Annotated in this window: 10 protein-coding genes; 3 read left to right on the top strand and 7 right to left on the bottom strand. The window is 37.5% G+C overall.

Annotated features, from left to right (window positions below):
* Positions 1–54 precede the first annotated feature (54 nt).
* On the top strand, positions 55–2,187 hold the full coding sequence (locus EMTOL_RS10985) for an outer membrane protein assembly factor BamB family protein (protein WP_015029356.1): 2,133 nt from the start codon (positions 55–57) through the stop codon (positions 2,185–2,187).
* On the opposite strand, the gene EMTOL_RS10980 is transcribed toward EMTOL_RS10985, so the two are convergent.
* Positions 2,188–2,922, bottom strand: a complete 735-nt coding sequence (locus EMTOL_RS10980; RefSeq protein WP_015029355.1) for a hypothetical protein — start codon at positions 2,920–2,922, stop codon at positions 2,188–2,190. It abuts the gene before it with no gap.
* A gap of 129 nt (positions 2,923–3,051) precedes the next feature.
* On the opposite strand from EMTOL_RS10980, the gene EMTOL_RS10975 reads away from it, so the two are divergent.
* The gene (locus EMTOL_RS10975; protein WP_015029354.1) at positions 3,052–3,489 is read left to right on the top strand and encodes a hypothetical protein; all 438 of its coding nucleotides are present in this window, start codon (positions 3,052–3,054) and stop codon (positions 3,487–3,489) included.
* A 116-nt stretch (positions 3,490–3,605) separates the two neighbouring features.
* Positions 3,606–6,146, top strand: coding sequence for a cytochrome c biogenesis protein CcsA (gene ccsA, locus EMTOL_RS10970; RefSeq protein WP_041693528.1), 2,541 nt, complete (start codon positions 3,606–3,608; stop codon positions 6,144–6,146).
* Between the two features lie 321 nt (positions 6,147–6,467).
* Here ccsA and EMTOL_RS10965 read toward each other — a convergent pair whose 3' ends face one another.
* The 6 genes from EMTOL_RS10965 to serA all read right to left on the bottom strand — a co-directional run bounded on the left by EMTOL_RS10965 (position 6,468) and on the right by serA (position 17,015).
* Positions 6,468–7,574 (bottom strand): AEC family transporter, encoded by a 1,107-nt coding sequence (locus tag EMTOL_RS10965; protein ID WP_015029352.1) that lies wholly within the window; start codon positions 7,572–7,574, stop codon positions 6,468–6,470.
* Between the two features lie 114 nt (positions 7,575–7,688).
* The gene (locus EMTOL_RS10960) at positions 7,689–8,879 is read right to left on the bottom strand and encodes a pyridoxal phosphate-dependent aminotransferase (protein WP_015029351.1); all 1,191 of its coding nucleotides are present in this window, start codon (positions 8,877–8,879) and stop codon (positions 7,689–7,691) included.
* 119 nt (positions 8,880–8,998) lie between these two features.
* Positions 8,999–9,472 carry a hypothetical protein gene (locus tag EMTOL_RS10955; RefSeq protein ID WP_015029350.1) on the bottom strand — a complete coding sequence of 158 codons (474 nt, stop codon included), beginning with the start codon at positions 9,470–9,472 and terminating at the stop codon, positions 8,999–9,001.
* A gap of 81 nt (positions 9,473–9,553) precedes the next feature.
* The gene (locus tag EMTOL_RS10950; RefSeq protein ID WP_015029349.1) at positions 9,554–11,020 is read right to left on the bottom strand and encodes a SusD/RagB family nutrient-binding outer membrane lipoprotein; all 1,467 of its coding nucleotides are present in this window, start codon (positions 11,018–11,020) and stop codon (positions 9,554–9,556) included.
* A 126-nt stretch (positions 11,021–11,146) separates the two neighbouring features.
* Positions 11,147–14,311, bottom strand: coding sequence for a SusC/RagA family TonB-linked outer membrane protein (locus EMTOL_RS10945; RefSeq protein ID WP_015029348.1), 3,165 nt, complete (start codon positions 14,309–14,311; stop codon positions 11,147–11,149).
* Between the two features lie 814 nt (positions 14,312–15,125).
* Positions 15,126–17,015 carry a phosphoglycerate dehydrogenase gene (serA, locus tag EMTOL_RS10940; protein ID WP_015029347.1) on the bottom strand — a complete coding sequence of 630 codons (1,890 nt, stop codon included), beginning with the start codon at positions 17,013–17,015 and terminating at the stop codon, positions 15,126–15,128.

Genomic DNA, 17,015 nt, shown 5'->3' with positions numbered 1-17,015 from the left:
TAGTTTGTAATATTGGTATTATTTTTCAGAAAAACGCCACATTATTCTTCAACAATGCAAAAACTGTTCAGAAAACGATACTTGACTACTATTCAAGTCTTAGTAGTTTTTTTTGTATCATTTTTTCTTTTCTCCAATACAGAAAATATTGGCATAAACGATTGGCCAAGTTATAATGGTGGCGACAATTGCAATCATTATTCAGCACTCTCGCAAATTACACCCGAGAATGTTTCGTCCTTAAAATTAGCTTGGGTTTACAGTTCGGGAGGGGCAGATACCATGAAAAACGCTACCCAAATCCAATGTAATCCATTAATTATCAAAGGAATTCTTTATGGGGTTTCGGCTGGTTCACAAGCATTTGCCATAGATGCTGCATCAGGTAAAGAAATATGGAAAACTGAACTAAAAGATAATACTTTCAGTATGACCAGTCGAGGTATAAGTTATTGGACAGACGGACGTGAAGAGAGAATATTCTTCGGTTACGGAGCTTTTCTTTACGCCTTAGATGCTAAAAATGGGCAGCCGATTTTATCGTTTGGTACGAAGGGGAAAATTCATCTAATTGATGGAATTAAACGCCCTGGTGCCGATGAATACGTAGTTTTGAACACACCACCCGCAATCTATAAAAATACGTTGATTGTAGGCATGAGGGTCTCGGAGAGTGCAACGGCTTTGCTAGGTGATATTAGGGCTTTTGATGCACGAACAGGGAAAAAACTTTGGACATTTCATACAATTCCTCACCCTAATGAGTTTGGTTACAAGACATGGGAAAAAGACAATTATAAAAATATTGGCGGAGCGAATAATTGGATGGGAATGGCTATCGACCAAAAACGAGGGATTGTCTATGCTCCAACTGGTTCAGCAGCATTTGATTTTTATGGAGGCAATCGAAAAGGAGACAATCTTTTTGCTAATTGTTTGCTGGCTTTAGATGCCAATACAGGTAAAAGACTATGGCATTTTCAGACAGTACACCACGACATTTGGGACAGAGATATTCCTGCTCCACCAAACTTATTTACCATAACTCAACATGGGAAAAAAATTGATGTTGTGTCGGTATTGAGCAAGCAGGGATTCACTTTTGTCTTCGACCGAGTGAGTGGAAAACCTATTTTTCATATCGAAGAGCGTGCGGTTATGGCTTCTACTATCAAAGGAGAGCAAACATCTCCTACACAGCCGTTTCCAGTTTTACCCGAACCATTTACTCGACAAAGCTTTACTATTAACGATATAAATCCATTTGCTTCGAACAAAGAACAGATAGTCGCACAAATGAAGGAAGCATCTACGGGTCAAGCTTTTATTCCATTAGGTAAAAATCGAACGGTTTTCTTTCCTGGAACCGATGGCGGAGCTCAATGGGGCGGTGCAGCGGTTGATGAAAATAGCATTATGTATGTTCCGGCCAAAGAAAATCCAGTGTATAGTTCGTTGGTCGATGTACCATCAACTACTAATAACCAATCTAATTATTCTTCGGGCAAAAAGCTCTATCAAACCCATTGTATGACTTGTCATGGAGTCAATCGTGAAGGAAACGAAGATGGAACATTTCCTTCACTCCATAACATTGAAACAAAATATAATGAAGCAGTCATTCTACAACTCATATCAAAAGGGCGTGGACGTATGCCTGCCTTAACCCATATCAAAACCGAAGAAAGTAAGGCAATTATTCAGTTTTTATTCGGAAAAGATGACTTGATAAAAACAGTCAACAAGTCAAATCTTTCGGAAAGCCCATATAAAATTACAGGTTATAATCGCTGGTATGATAGTAACGGTTACCCTATTAGTACCCCACCTTGGGGAACACTCACGGCCATTAATATGAACAGCGGAAAGCTTATTTGGCAAATTCCACTGGGAGAATATCCAGAACTCACAGCGAAGGGAATTCCTGTAACTGGTACTGATAACTACGGAGGACCAGCCGTTACGGCGGGAGGTATCTTATTTATTGCAGCCACAAAAGACCATCAATTTAGAGCCATTGACCGAAAAACAGGTAAGATACTCTGGCAAGTAACACTACCAGCAGCAGGCTATGCTTCGCCAAGTGTTTATGCCGTTGGAGGGAAGCAATACGTAGTTATCGCCTGTGGTGGTGGCAAATTAAAGACACCATCAGGTGATAAATATTTGGCTTTTGCATTACCTTAATCAAAACTCAAACTTACCGTCTTTTTCGGTTTTATTCATGATTCTGAAAATTTCTTTTTTGCCTTTCATGGAAATCTTGCGGGAAACTTCAACAGCCGAAGTAAAGTATGCAATTTTAGTGTAAAGTTCGCCTTGCCCGAAAAAGTCTTTTTGGGTATTTAGTTTGTTAAGCGGAATCGGAACTGGGCTTAAATAGCTCAGTTCGGTTCGGTAATCAATGTATCGTTGAATAGAATCTTGACTACTCACAAACCGATAATCAAGCATTAGAGCCAAACCTTCATCAAACCAAGTCGGAATTTCTTGTTTGGTTTTCCACCAACCTAGGCGAGTCATGAGTTCGTCGTGACACATTTCATGGGCAATCACATCAGTATTAAGACCATCTTTATTTAAAATAATCCAAGAACCTAAAGGTGTACCAATGCTAAATCCTGCACCTTCCGTTGTTTTAGCGTATTTTTGGTAGGTTTGCGGGGTGTTACAAAATAAAATTTTCGCCTCACCATCTTTTCTTCCCCAAAAATCTACTAGCCGTTTCTCTGCTTGCAAAACAAATCTTAGCAATGAATCTTGCTGTTTTTTTGTAGTCTTTGATTCAACAAAAATATGAGGTCTTATTTCTTTGAAACCGTCGTACTCAACAAAAAAACACCTAAAAAACTGTGGAAAAAACCAAGTAAATAGCACTAAAAACAAACCAATCGAAATAATTATATATCTAAAAATCTTCATTTATGTTTTTTCTTTTAAAACAAACTTCCTACAAAAAAACAAAGCACTTTCTGCGAAGTTATGTTATTAACTGTTTATGGCGTAACTTCGCAGAAGTTTTTAATAACCTTATTTAGATTAATTTAAAATATGTACTCAATCATCCAACCAATTCACTCATATTTAGCTTTTGTAGCATTGGCTTTATTGGCGGCGGCTACTATCAACGGCATTATTGGCTCAAGTAGCGAAAAAACATTTGAAGAAAGCCACCTCAAACTCAATAAATTTGCTTTGATTGCTACTCACACAATGTTTTTATTGGGCTTAATATTATTGTTTATTTCTCCAATTACACAATCTGCTTTTGCTGATATGAAAGTAGCCATGAAAGATAGCCAACTTCGTCAGTATGCAGTTGAACACCCAGTAATTAACTTAATTGCAGTTGTTTTGGTTACAATCGGTAATGCTCGTGTAAAACGTGCAGTGGGTAATGGTCGCAAATTTAAGCAAACTGCTATTTTCTTTGGTTTAGCATTGGTACTAATTCTTAGCCGTATTCCTTGGTCGGCTTGGTTAGGTTGATTTTAAATGTTTAAGGTAGATTTGAGCTTTAGAGTTCAATTTTTCTTCTAAAACGAACTAAATATTATTCATTTTCAGGTAAATCTAGCTAGATTTTGCCCGATACGATACTTATCATGTTAAGACCATACATTGGAAATATCGGACATATTTCCACCATTATATCTTTCGTAGCTGCCTTAATTTCAACGTATGCTTACTGGCAGGCTACTCGTCCACAGATTTTGACTAATAAAGAAGAAACAGCACAATGGTTAAAATTTGCTCGTGGTGCTTTCTATGTACATACATTAGCAGTAATCACCATTTGTTTTTCTTTGCTTAGTATCATCTTCAATCATTACTTCGAATACCATTATGCTTGGGACAATTCTTCGTGGAGTTTACCTTTAGGCTATGCTATCTCGTGTTTTTGGCAAGACCAAGAAGGTAGTTTTTTACTGTGGATGTTTTGGAATGTTGTTTTAGGCGTTTTATTAATTAATACTACGCTTCGTAAAAGTAGAAATGCTGCGATGGAAGCTCCAACAATGACCATTTTTGCAATGGTTCAGGGATTTTTGGCTTCAATGATTTTAGGTGTAGTTTTGTGGGGTGATTTCAAAATTGGTAGCTCACCATTTTTGACATTGAAAGAGTCAATGCCGAATATTCCCATTTGGAAAACCAATCCAAATTTTATTCCTAAAGATGGGAATGGGTTAAACCCACTACTACAAAATTACTGGATGGTTATTCACCCTCCAACCCTTTTCTTGGGTTTTGCCACTACACTTGTTCCGTTTGCGTTTTGTATCGCTGGTCTTTGGAAAAAACAATACACCGAGTGGATTAAACCATCTTTACCTTGGACACTCGTTTCGGCAGTAGTTTTAGGAACAGGTATCATGATGGGTGGAATTTGGGCCTATGAAACACTTAATTTTGGTGGTTATTGGAACTGGGACCCAGTTGAGAACGCAGTTTATGTGCCTTGGCTGATTTTGGTTGGAAGCTTCCACACGATGCTGCTTGCACGCAAAAATACAACTGCTCTTAAATATACGATTGTGTTGGTAATTGCTCAGTTTATTCTGATTCTTTACTCAACTTTTCTTACTCGAAGCGGTATTTTAGGCAATGCATCTGTCCACTCATTTACTGATTTAGGTCTTTCTGGACAGTTATTGGTTTATCTGTTAACTTTCATTGTTTTTGCCGTAGTTTTAGCTGCTATCCGTTGGAAACATTTACCACAAGATGAAGCTGAAGTTTCTACTTATTCACGTGAATTTTGGGTATTTACGGGTGTTTTAATGCTTTGTTTAGCAGGTTTTCAAGTAATTGTAACCACTTCTATTCCTGTTTATAACAAAGTAGCCGAGATTTTCGGAGCCAAACTTAATATGGCATTACCGACAAATCAGGTGGAGCATTTTACACAATTCCAAATGTGGTTTTTCATTCTGATTACTGCCCTTACTGGTGTTGCACAGTTTTTCTGGTGGAAACGTGTACAGAAAGAAAGTCTCAATAAATTACTCAACCCGCTAATTATCACGCTTTTACTTGCGACTTTGGTAATTACCTTCGCAAAAGTTAATAACTGGAAATACATCGTTTTACTTACGGCATCAATGTTTAGTATTGTTGCCAATGGTAATATCTTAATGGATATCTTGAAAGGAAAATTCAAGGTTGCTGGTGGAGCAATCACGCACATTGGCTTAGCAGTAATGTTACTTGGTATTATGTTTTCTTCGGGATACTCAAAAGTTGTCTCTTTGAATTTTTCGGGAGCGAAAATCTTCAAAAATGAAGAAGATAACAAAGAGAATGCACTATTATGGTTAAACCGTCCGACGGAATTAAGTGATTTTTCATTTACATACAAAGGTCAGTTCGTTGATGTGAGAAACGTACCGGGCTATATTGAGAAAAAGTATATTTGGCCTGTACCTGGTAGTAATTATAAGGGAATTGCCCGTGCAGATGTGGTAGATGGTGATAAAACGTTCTATAAGCGTGGCGATACACTCGAATATGAAGCAGAAAATACCTATTTCCAAATTGAATACTCGGATAAAGATGGCAAGAAATTTAATCTTTACCCACGTGTACAGGATAACGAAAAAATGGGTACTGTACTCTCGCCTGATATTAAGAAGTTTTGGAATAAAGATATTTATGCCTTCGTTTCAGGCCCACCTGTAGCAGAAGACGAACGCGACTGGAGCCGCCCTGAAGAATTTGCGGTGGCCGTAGGTGATACTTTCTTCATTAACGACTATGTAGCTATTCTTGAGAATGTTGAGGGTGTTCGTGAAGTAGATGGCATGCAATTAGCCGATGGCGATGCCGCTGCACGTGCTACAGTAAAAATCTTAGATAGAAATGTGGCAGTGAAGATGCGACCAGTTTTTGCGATTCGTAACCGTGAAGTTTGGAGCAAGCCAGAAGTCAATAATGAAATGGGGCTTCGAATACAGTTATCCAGAATTGACCCTGTTACGGGAAAATTTGCCTTTACTGTTAGTCGTGGTCAGAGAGAATTCATTGTATTAAAAGCCACCGAAAAGCCGCATATTAACTTACTCTGGATAGGTTTCTTAATGATAATTGTTGGCATTACCGTAGCTGCAATCCGACGTTTTCAGATTGTTGCAGCCGAAGGGTAAGCCTTTTGTACAATAAAATATACCAAATCCAATTTTTAGAAAAAGTCCCTTTTTGTTTTAAGAAAAAAGGGACTTTTTTCTTAAAATTGGTTGTAGTTTAAATGAAACAGAAATAGATTTTTTTGTAGGAATTTTCAATATTATTCAACCTAAAGTTGGCTATCTATTTAAAGGTTGTCTTTATAAATTAAATTTTTTAGCAATAAATAAAACTACCACGTTTCCTTTCGGTAACGCGGTAGATAATTTTGGTATTTAGTTTAGTTATAGATGCGATTCAAAAAAAGTTGGTGGACTTAGCTTTATCTATTCAACCTTAAATTAACTTGACACTTTTGAAAGTTTGATGTAGGTTTTTGTTTTCCTAAATACATGCGGAGCTAAACCCAAACCTGTGAGAATAAAACCCAAGCCTAATAACGTACTCGTCTGAGCAAAAAACTGTCCTGATGCTAAAATTCCCATCACCAAAATCGTAGATAATGGTAATGAAAAAGCCAGAATAAGTACCGCTAAGTTAAGGTCGAAAGTTCGACGCTCCTTCGAATAGTTTTTGTCATCTTCTTTCATATTTATCGCAGAAATATGAGCAAAAGGCCAAAAACTACAAGAACTTAGCGGCACCGCTACGGCAAGCAAAATTAGGTTAGGATTGTTGATGTTAAAGATTGTTATGATTAATACACTGAATAAAAGGGTAATACCTGCTCTGAATAATAAAATAGAACTAACTAATTTGATCTTCCCTTCTTTCAACTGAACCGCCAAACCAATATATATCAATACAAGGGGTGTCATCAAGCTACTTGCTCGATTGAAAAGATCGACTACTACCGTTGGCAACGACTTCATATTTAAGCCAAATGAAAGAAATACAATGGCCAATAACATAATGATGTTGATGGGTTCTTTAACCAAACTTAGCAATAAAGCTTTTATTTTACCTTTCTCTTCTATTGCATCGGTTTGGTTATTTTTTAAATACATCTTCATGGCTATGAAGTAAAGGAAATTTAGGGCAAAAAACTTATTTCCTACATCACCCATGGCTGCAAGTGCCAATGACTCATCGCCTAAAAACTCATTAATAAACGGAAAACTTGATAATCCGGGTGCCAATGAAGGTAATAGCATGGTGAGTGTACGGCCAGCCGAACTTTCTTTATCAATACCAAAGATTGGCAGAAAATAAGGAGCTGAAAGAAAAATAAAAAAATTAAATAATAGTACAAGAATAGGGTAGATAAGCAATGAAACACTAATTTTTATCCCCATCAATGCGATAAATACCGTTGAAGGTAAGGCAATTGAAAGGATAATTTCTTTTACACCATTTATTTCGGTCTTGTTTTTAATTTTACTCCTAAGAGCTAATCCCAAGCCTATCAAAAGCAATAGGATAAGTGTTTTTTGTACAGCCCCAACCATGTTTTCCACAATTAAGAATTATAAAATAAGAATGTGTAGTTTTTTTAATAAAAGTTTTAAAATTTGGAGAAGTCAACCGACTTCTCCAATTTACTCTAACCTATGACAAAAAAACTAAGATAATTCGCCTAATGCTTTTACAAATTGCTTCATTTCATCCATCGTACCCATACTCACACGGCACCATGGTTTATTCTGAATGTCAAATGAGCGTACCAAAATTCCTTTAGCGGTCATCTTGGCTAAGAAGTCTTTTCCACTCATATGATTGATTGGGAAAATGACAAAGTTTGTATAAGAAGGGATGTATTTGTAACCCATTTTTGTTAGGTTTTCGTACAAATACTCTTTGCAAGCAGTATTTTGCTTCTTGGTCATTGCCTGAAACTCAGTATCTTCGAAACTTGCAATTGCACCTAAAACCGAAGTATGCGAAATACCCATACCTCCTCTCGTAATTTTTTGAATCTTATCTAAAAACTCTGGTTGTGCTACGGCATAACCCACACGCAAACCAGCCATACCCATGATTTTTGAGAATGTACGGGCAATGATTACATTTTTCTTTTTAGCCAACAACGAAACCATACTTTCAGTACCTGTTCCTTCGGCCAATTCGAGGTAAGCTTCATCAATAAATACTGGCACTTTTTCTGATACTCTTGAGCAGAAATCTAACAAGGCTTTGCCGTCAGTAATACTTCCCACTGGATTATTAGGATTACACACATAAATCATTTTAGTATCTTTATCAATCGCAGCTTCCATCGCAGCAAGGTCATGCGACCAATCGCTTTTACACGGAATAGCTTTCCAAGTTGCTCCTACTGCCTCTGCTACACGAATCAATGACATATAAGTTGGATCGGCTGAGATGATGTTCCCTCCATTCATAAACAACACCAAAGCAACTTTTTCAAGTAAATCAGATGAACCCGGTCCCATCATGATATGTTTGTCGGTAACTCCTTCTTTCTTGGCAATTTTGTCAACCAACATAGCCAGTTCCTTCCATGAATAACGGTTTCCACCTGCCACGGCCTCAGCAACCGCTTTTTTAGCACTTTCTGGTGGGCCATAAGGGTTTTCGTTGGCATTCAGACGTGCAGCCATGGCCATTACATCTGGTCTTTCATCTAAGAAATGTTCTCTTAAAAGCGGGCTGTAGTAGAGTCGGCTTTTTTCATCTAATGTATAAGAAGCGTTCGGAAATGCTCCCATCGTCAGATGCGGAGCCAAGGCCATACCGCCAATAGTCATTAAACCTGACTTTAATAAACTACGTCTGTTAATCATGTTGCTCATTGTATTCTTAGTTTTATTGTTATTTGAATAGAGATTTTTTTGAATTGAGAATTGATAATCAAAAATTGAGAATGTATTGAAAGAAATTTTCCATTCCCTATTTTTAATTATCCATTAATTTATTTGGTTGCTGTTAGTCTAAAGTACTTGGTAAACGATACATCTTTATAGGTTGCCGAACAACTTAAAGAAACCGACGACCCCGCTACTGGTGCTGCAATACCAAGGGTTTTCCACGAAACTTTCAAAATCGAACGACCTGTTGCATCAGTTGTTACATCCGAAATCTTTGTACCAGTTCTCAACTTAAATGTTACTGGCACTGCTGTAGCTGGAATACTATCAATGCCTACTTTATAATCGAGAAGCCCATCTTTATTTAATTCTAATAAGCGAACCGTAATTGTGGCGTCGGTTGATGCCAAAGATGTTATTGAAGGCTCGGTTGTAAGGCCACTGGTTTTGGTACCGCTTGGATCTTCAAAAATCACTAAAACTGGGGCAGCGATTCGGTCAACAAATGGGTCATCTACTTTACAAGATGCCGCAACAAATCCTATAAATATGGTGCTAAAAAAAAGTATCTTCTTCATGTTAAAATCGTTTAATGGTTTAAAATGTAAAAGGGCGTAAATTAACGCCCTTTACGGCATAACTATCTGACTGATAACACTTTACTCTGCCCACCAAAGTTTAGCTTTCATGTTGTCGGCACCCACGAGTTTGATGCCTTCATCAAGCTTTGCTTTGTTCAACGAATATTCAGTAGTAGGGTATGGTAAGCGAGTTGGTATAATTCCGTCGTTTTCAAATACGGCACGTGGGTCTCTTGGCGAAAATTTCGGTAAACCCGTTCGGCGGTATTCTGTCCAAGCTTCTACTCCTTGCCCAAACAATGCAATCCATTTTTGTTCGATAACTGATTCTTTCGTAATTTCTCCAACTGTTTTCAAATAATCAGTTGGAGTTGTTAGACCAAACTGACTGAAAGAGGCATCTATTCCTTTCTTGAAAAAATCATCGGGTTTGGCATCAATATCGCCATCAAGGGCAGCTTCGGCTAAGATGAAATTCAACTCACTGAACGTCATAATTATACTCGGTGCATTGGCTTTCGTGAAATAATCAGTGAGTACCGATGCAGAACTTAAATAGGTAGTTGCAATAGCATCTGGCAGACCATTCGGAATACCTTCATACCCCCCCGCCTTATTTTTGGTTGCAAAAACACTCAAACGAGTATCGCCTAAAGCAGTAAGTTTATCTACAACTGTCTTACTTATGCTCCAGTCAGTACGGCTTCCCACAATCATTACTTCGTTCCACTCATTATTACTTGGGCGAGTAGCTGTATTGGCTAAGAGAGCATTATCAGCATTACTTGTAAAAATTGGGTATTTAGCTGGGTCTGAAAGAATTTCTTTCATGATTGCTCTCGATTCTGCCGATTTTTTTGCTGCCTGACGGTTAGCTAAACGCAATCGAAGTGAATTGGCAAATTTTTTCCATTTTAAAATATCTCCATTGTAGATAATATCACCCGAAATGGCAGGACCACCTATCGTGAGTTTTTCATTGGCAAGTTTTAAATCCGCTAAAATTCCTGCATAAACTTTATCCATCGAATCATAAGAAGGCGTATACACTGGTGTAGTTTCAGCCCCTTTTAGTGCCTCTGTGTAAGGAATGGCTCCATATAAATCGGTTAGTAAAGAGAATGTCCACGAACGCATTACCAAGGCCGCACCTTCATAATTTTTGTTGGGTGTTTTGCCTTTTTCGCCAGTTTCAGTAATGATACGTTGGAAATTAAGCAAACCATCGTTGTATAGAGATTTCCAAGTATTGTTATAGAAAGTTGGAGTAATTCCGTAATTATCTCCTTCGTTAGAATAAATATTTCGTGCTAAATACTGAATCCAAAGCATAGCCCCATCAAGGTTCAGACGCTCGAAACGCGTATTGCCTCCCCAATATCTATCAACCGTTTTCTCTACTGCATATGGAAATAAATACTGAGCACTGATTGAAGTAGGATTATTGGGATCGGTATTCATTTCATCAAAATCAGCCGTACAAGAGCTAACCGATGAAAGTAAACCTATGAATGTCAGAGAATATATAATTTTATTGAGCTTCATATCTGTCAAAATTTTAGGTTAATAATTTTTAGAGCTTAGGTTTTAAGGAGTCGTATTTAGGTTCAAAATAGATTTATTCTACAAAGCCTTCTCTAACTCATAATTCATAAAACCTAACTCCTTCACTTAAAAACTAATCGAAAGGTTTGCTCCCAAACTTCTTGAATTTGGTAATTCGCCGTAGGCAAATCCTTGTTGATTGGCTCCGAAACGGTCAACTTCTGGGTCGATATGTGGCGTATTTTTGAATAGAATAGCCAAGTTTCTACCAACCAATGAAAGTTTTGCATTTTGAATATGGAGCCTATTGAGTACAGATTTCGGAATGTTATATCCGAAAGAAACTTCTCTTAATTTTACATACGAGGCATCGAAAATGGCAGCTTCGTGATAACGACGAGGATTATTATAACCAATCAGTTGATTAGTAGCTACAATTACATCGTTTGGTACATACTGTGGGTTTTCGGTTGTACCGATATTCATCACACCTTTACCAATAATACCTTCTTCTCTACCTACTGCCGTTTCAGCATATTGGCCAGTCCAGCGAGCTGTACCCGTTCCTTCATCAAAAATATCACCGCCAATTTTTGCATCAATTAAAGCCGTCAGTGTAAACTTCTTATATGAGAATGTATTCGAAATACCACCCATCCACTTTGGTTGAATGTTTCCTAAAATTCTCGGGGTAGTTTCTACCACTGGCAAGCCATTGGCGTAAACAATTTGTCCATCTGGAGCGTGCTTGAATCCAATACCAAACAAAGCACCGTAAGGCATACCAACTTGAGCAATTGACGTAAGACCACGACGCTCTTGAAGTGTATAGGTGCTTAAACCTTCGGCCAATTCGATTACTTTATTGCGGTTACGGGCGTAATTTATGGCCACATCCCATTTGAAATCGCTGGTTTCGAGCACCTTACCGCTCAATACTATTTCAATACCTTGGTTGGTAATCTGACCAGCATTCAAGATACGCTTATCGTAACCGCTGGCTTTCGAGATTTCTACACCCAAAATCTGATTTCTGGTTGACTGATTATAATAGGTAAAATCTAAACCAAAGCGATTTTTCAAGAATTTCAAATCAGCTCCCACTTCAATACCCGTAGTAATTTCAGGTTTTAGAGTAGCATTTGAGATAGTAAGATTTTCATAATACTCTGGTAATGAGCTATTCCACGAACCTCCCGCACGGAAGGTTTGTGCTAATTGATAAGGGTCGGCATCGTTACCTACCTGAGCCCAACTTGCACGCACTTTAGCATACGAAAGCACTGTTTTTGGGTAATTCAATAAATCACTTACTACCGCACTTGCCGAAACCGATGGGTAGAAATACGAACGTGCATTTGAAGGCAATGTACTTGACCAATCATTACGAGCGGTTACATCTAAAAATAGGGCATTCAAATAGCCTAATTGTAAGGAACCATACACACTTTGTACTTCTGATTTCTGAATACGGCTCTCAATTACGTTTTGACTTGGATTAGAATTTGAAAGGTTATAAACTCCATCAACTACTAATTCGCCCACATAGGCATAATTTCTTTTATAGAAGTTGGTTCTTTGAGCTGCCCCAGCCGATGCTACCAGATGAAAATCTTTCGAAATAGATTTTTCATAAGTTAATAGGGCATCGTGGTTGGTTTCTTGGCTACGTAATACTTCTTCCGAATATCGTCCTGGTGTGCGGTTTCCATTACGAACTCTATCAAAGTTTACAATATTAATACGGGTATCCGACCACATGTCTGTACCGCTTCGAAGCATGAATTTCAATTCTGGAGAAATTGTAAAATTCAATGCGATATTTCCTACGATGCGGTCTTTATCATTGGTATATGGTAGTTTTTCGCTCAAATAAAAAGGATTTGTAAAGAATGTATGCTGCCAGTTAGGTGGGTCATTGTCAGGTAGCTTTCCTGCTACTGCTCTTTGAATATGTATACCTGTATAATCGCTCCAGTTGGCAAGTTGGTCCCAAGACACGTGGCGGTGAGACCAAATAAACTGGTCGCCGTTTTGGTATGTACGGTTTCCACCTGACTTTACATATTCGCCCGAAACTACCGCGGTAAGGAATTTTGAAACTTTATAATTAGAATTAACTTTAAAGTTATTACGGTAAAAATCATTGAAAGCCATCAGACCTTTCTGGTCGAGTTTTCCCATACTTAGGCGAAAGCTCCCTTTATCATTTCCACCAGAAATAGCAAAATTATTAGTGAGTGATGTACCAGTTTGCCAATACTCATCCCAGTTATTTGGCTGAGGTGTAAGTGGAGCCACATCTTTTCCCGTGAACCATTGTCTTACTAATCGGCCATCCAGTGGAGCTCCCCAGCTTTCGTCCGTTCCATCAGTACCAGTTGTTACACCTGGTCTTACGGTACCATAAGCAGCTTTGTATTGGTCATAAGCATCTGGTGCAATCACGCCACTCCATCCATCTGAGTACCATGTTACATAGCCTGAGCCACCACCATACATATTCTGAAAATTAGGCTTAACCAATGGTCTTTCGGCCGTAAAGTTTGAGTTGAACTCAATACCAAGTCCTTTGCTTCCTGCACCATCTTTGGTTGTAATTAAAATTACACCATTGGCAGCACGCGAGCCATAAAGAGCGGCGGCGTTGGGTCCTTTCAAAACTGAAATATCTTTGATATTGTCAGGGTTCACTTCAGAAATTCCACCCCCAAATTGTTTGTCAAATTGTTGCTGAATAGGCACACCATCTACCACGATAAGGGGCTGATTATTACCCGAAACCGATGATGCACCACGAATCTGAATAGTTGAACCGCTACCAGGGCCACCATTGGCACTAATACGCACCCCTGCAACTTTGCCCGATAAGGCATTTGCAACATTGGTCGAACGAGATTCTACTAATCCATCTCCTTTGATGTCTTGCTGTGAGTATCCCAAAGATTTTTTCTCTCTCGAAATCCCCAAAGCGGTTACTACTACTTCATTTAATGTTTTGGTATCTGGCTCTAAAGAAATTTGGAAGATTGTTTTATTATCTATTTTAATATCGGTTGTAACGTATCCTATCGAACTTACTGTGATAAATGTACTATTTGCTGGAACTTTTAATGAAAATTTACCCTCTGCATCTGTAACAGTCCCGAAATTTGTTCCTTTTACAGTAACCGATGTACCTGGGAGTCCACCTTCGCTTGCAGAAGTCACTACGCCTGTAATGACCTTTTCTTGTGCTATTGCCATCGAAGACAAAAGCAGAAACATAAATAAGTAGAGTTTATTCATCATAAAAAGGAATTTTAGTTTAGATGATTCCCCCTTTCAACCGAAGTATCACAAGACTCCGACCGCTCGGTTTTGTAATACTCGGTTTCAGGGTATTATTTAGGTTATAGTTTGGATGAAAGTGTCTCCTTCTATGTTGATAAATTCTCGGTGAGAAAATATTCAACTTTATTATAGTTTTATGAATCGATGGGACTTGCCATCTTTTTCCTTTATTTATGAAGCGATAGTGTACACTTCATAAACCCGCATTTTAAGCGTAGTATTTATAGGCTTCAAGCACTTCCCATACTGCGGTCGGAAAAGAAGGCTTGATGAAGAATTGTTGTACTTATCTAAGAAACAGTGTCTAAAATTATCAAGTGAAATTTGAATAAAAAAATTTTTCTTAATAAAAAATCAATAAAGACTAAAAAAAGTTAATTATATTAAATATTTCATTCGAAAAATACAATAATTTGCATATTTTTGATAAAATATCAATTATACACTTATTAATTAATTTAATTATTGTATGTTTATAAAAATAACATATATCTATAAAAAAATAAAAAAACAGAAAATATATGTTTTCAAAAACAATAATTTTCTCATAAAATGTTAAATAATTAAATAAATAGGTTTAAATAAAAAAACATAATTGCTCATAAATAATTGTAATATTCTAATTTTAAGTATTTTTACTTATAAACAATAAGTCTTTCAGAATAGCAGACAAACTTGGTAGATTTTATCTATTACTTGATATAAGAGCTTAAAAAATAAAAGCCCTCTTTCTCAGTTGAGAAAGAGGGCTTTAGAATAGAAAATTCAAATTTTAATATAACATTCTGAAACGAATCGTTTCATCGATAGCTTTAATTTCTTGTACAAATTCATCGGTATATCCTTTACTGATATCCATTATCACATAGCCAATTTTTTCATTAGTTTTCAGGTATTGCCCAATGATGTTGATATGGTGTTTGGCAAAAATATTATTGATTTTCGCCATAATTCCTGGCACATTTTGGTGAATATGCAATAAACGGTGTGAATCACGAAGCAATGGCAATTGTACTTCTGGGAAATTAACACTACCTGTCGTGCTACCATTATTCATATATTCAAGTAAGCGTTCTGGTACATAGTGCCCGATACTTTCTTGAGCTTCTTCAGTACTACCTCCAATATGTGGCGTGAGAATCACATTTGGTAATCCACGGAGTTCATTTTCAAAAGGTTCACTATTAGTTTTTGGTTCATAAGGAAATACATCGACCCCTGCACCTGCCACTTTACCCGACTTAATAGCTTCTACCAAAGCAGGTACATCCACTACGTGGCCACGTGCTAAGTTCATAAAGATTACACCCTCTTTCATCATTTCAAACTCACGCTTGCCAAAAACATTAGTGTTTTCTTTACGGCCATCAATGTGTAAACTTACCACATCGGCTACACGTAAAACTTCTTCAAGTGAGCGACATTTTTTTGCATTCCCGATTGGCATTTTATCTACAATATCGTAGAAATAAACCTCCATACCGAGTGCCTCACCAATAACCGAAAGTTGAGTTCCGATGTGTCCGTAGCCAATCAAACCTAATTTCTTGCCACGTACTTCGAAACTATTATTGGCTGATTTATCCCATTTTCCTTCGTGCATCTGATTACTTTTAGTAACCACATTACGAATCAATAAAATCATTTCACCAATAGCCAATTCTACTACTGAACGAGTATTGCTGTAAGGTGCATTGAAAACGGCAATGCCTTTTTCTGTACAAGTTTTAAGGTCAATTTGGTTTGTACCGATACAAAAAGCTCCTACTGTAATCAATTTATCGGCATGTTCTAATACCTTTTTGGTAAGATTGGTTTTCGAGCGAAGCCCTACAATCGAAACCCCTTTAATTTTTTCAATCAATTCTTCTTCATCCATTGCACCTTTGTGCGTTTCTACATCAAATCCTTCACGTTTGAAGGCCTCAACCGCCACTGGATGAACATTTTCCAATAAAAGTACTTTGATACGACTCTTTGGATATGACTGACTACGAGGCAATTTATTCAAATACAAAAATTCATCTAAAGATGGCACGATATGGTCAGCTTTTGCCGTAACCTTCTCACGCTCCACATTTTCGGTGAATGCATAAAAGCGATTCGCTAAACCAGAAGCTCGGAGTTCATAATCGGTATAACCATCACCAATGGCGTAAACGTCTCCATCAAGGTTCAATGAACTAAGCAATTTTACTTTGCCTTTCTCGTGAGCCAACACATTTGCTTGGTCAACACCAATGATGTTATCTTCGGCATCAAACACAAATGTATTTGCATATACATTTTCCTCCTTCAAGCCCATTGCCGTAACAATTGGCACAATAAATTCTTTAAAACCACCCGAAACAATCAAGATATGGTCGGAAAATTCACGCAAGAATTTTTCGTTACGCTGGAAAGAATCCGATACTTTAGTATGTAAAAAACTAATTAATTGGTCAATGTGTGAACGATTAGCCTTCAATAATTCAATTCTACGGCTAAGAGCCTCAGAGAAAGTAATTTCACCGTTCATGCCTTGTTCGGTCAAACTTCTGATTTGTTGTACAACTTTCTCTTGGTTTGGGCTTCCTGCCAACGCAATATTTGCTAATTCATCAAGCCCTTCTACTTTTGTAAAAGTGCTATCGAAATCAATGACATAATAGGTGTTATTCAT

This window comes from Emticicia oligotrophica DSM 17448 (genome assembly GCF_000263195.1).
Classification (GTDB): Bacteria; Bacteroidota; Bacteroidia; order Cytophagales; family Spirosomataceae; genus Emticicia; species Emticicia oligotrophica.
Note: the sequence above shows the minus strand (reverse complement) of the source record. Positions and strands in the feature narration are given on the sequence as shown.

Excerpts from the sequence above, each read along its gene's own strand:
- EMTOL_RS10975 (WP_015029354.1), top strand. The coding sequence starts at position 3,052 with ATGTACTCAATCATCCAACCAATTCACTCATATTTAGCTTTTGTAGCA.
- EMTOL_RS10965 (WP_015029352.1), bottom strand. The coding sequence starts at position 7,574 with ATGGTTGGGGCTGTACAAAAAACACTTATCCTATTGCTTTTGATAGGC.
- serA (WP_015029347.1), bottom strand. The coding sequence starts at position 17,015 with ATGAATAACACCTATTATGTCATTGATTTCGATAGCACTTTTACAAAA.
- EMTOL_RS10945 (WP_015029348.1), bottom strand. The coding sequence starts at position 14,311 with ATGATGAATAAACTCTACTTATTTATGTTTCTGCTTTTGTCTTCGATG.
- EMTOL_RS10955 (WP_015029350.1), bottom strand. The coding sequence starts at position 9,472 with ATGAAGAAGATACTTTTTTTTAGCACCATATTTATAGGATTTGTTGCG.
- EMTOL_RS10985 (WP_015029356.1), top strand. The coding sequence starts at position 55 with ATGCAAAAACTGTTCAGAAAACGATACTTGACTACTATTCAAGTCTTA.
- ccsA (WP_041693528.1), top strand. The coding sequence starts at position 3,606 with ATGTTAAGACCATACATTGGAAATATCGGACATATTTCCACCATTATA.
- EMTOL_RS10950 (WP_015029349.1), bottom strand. The coding sequence starts at position 11,020 with ATGAAGCTCAATAAAATTATATATTCTCTGACATTCATAGGTTTACTT.
- EMTOL_RS10960 (WP_015029351.1), bottom strand. The coding sequence starts at position 8,879 with ATGAGCAACATGATTAACAGACGTAGTTTATTAAAGTCAGGTTTAATG.
- EMTOL_RS10980 (WP_015029355.1), bottom strand. The coding sequence starts at position 2,922 with ATGAAGATTTTTAGATATATAATTATTTCGATTGGTTTGTTTTTAGTG.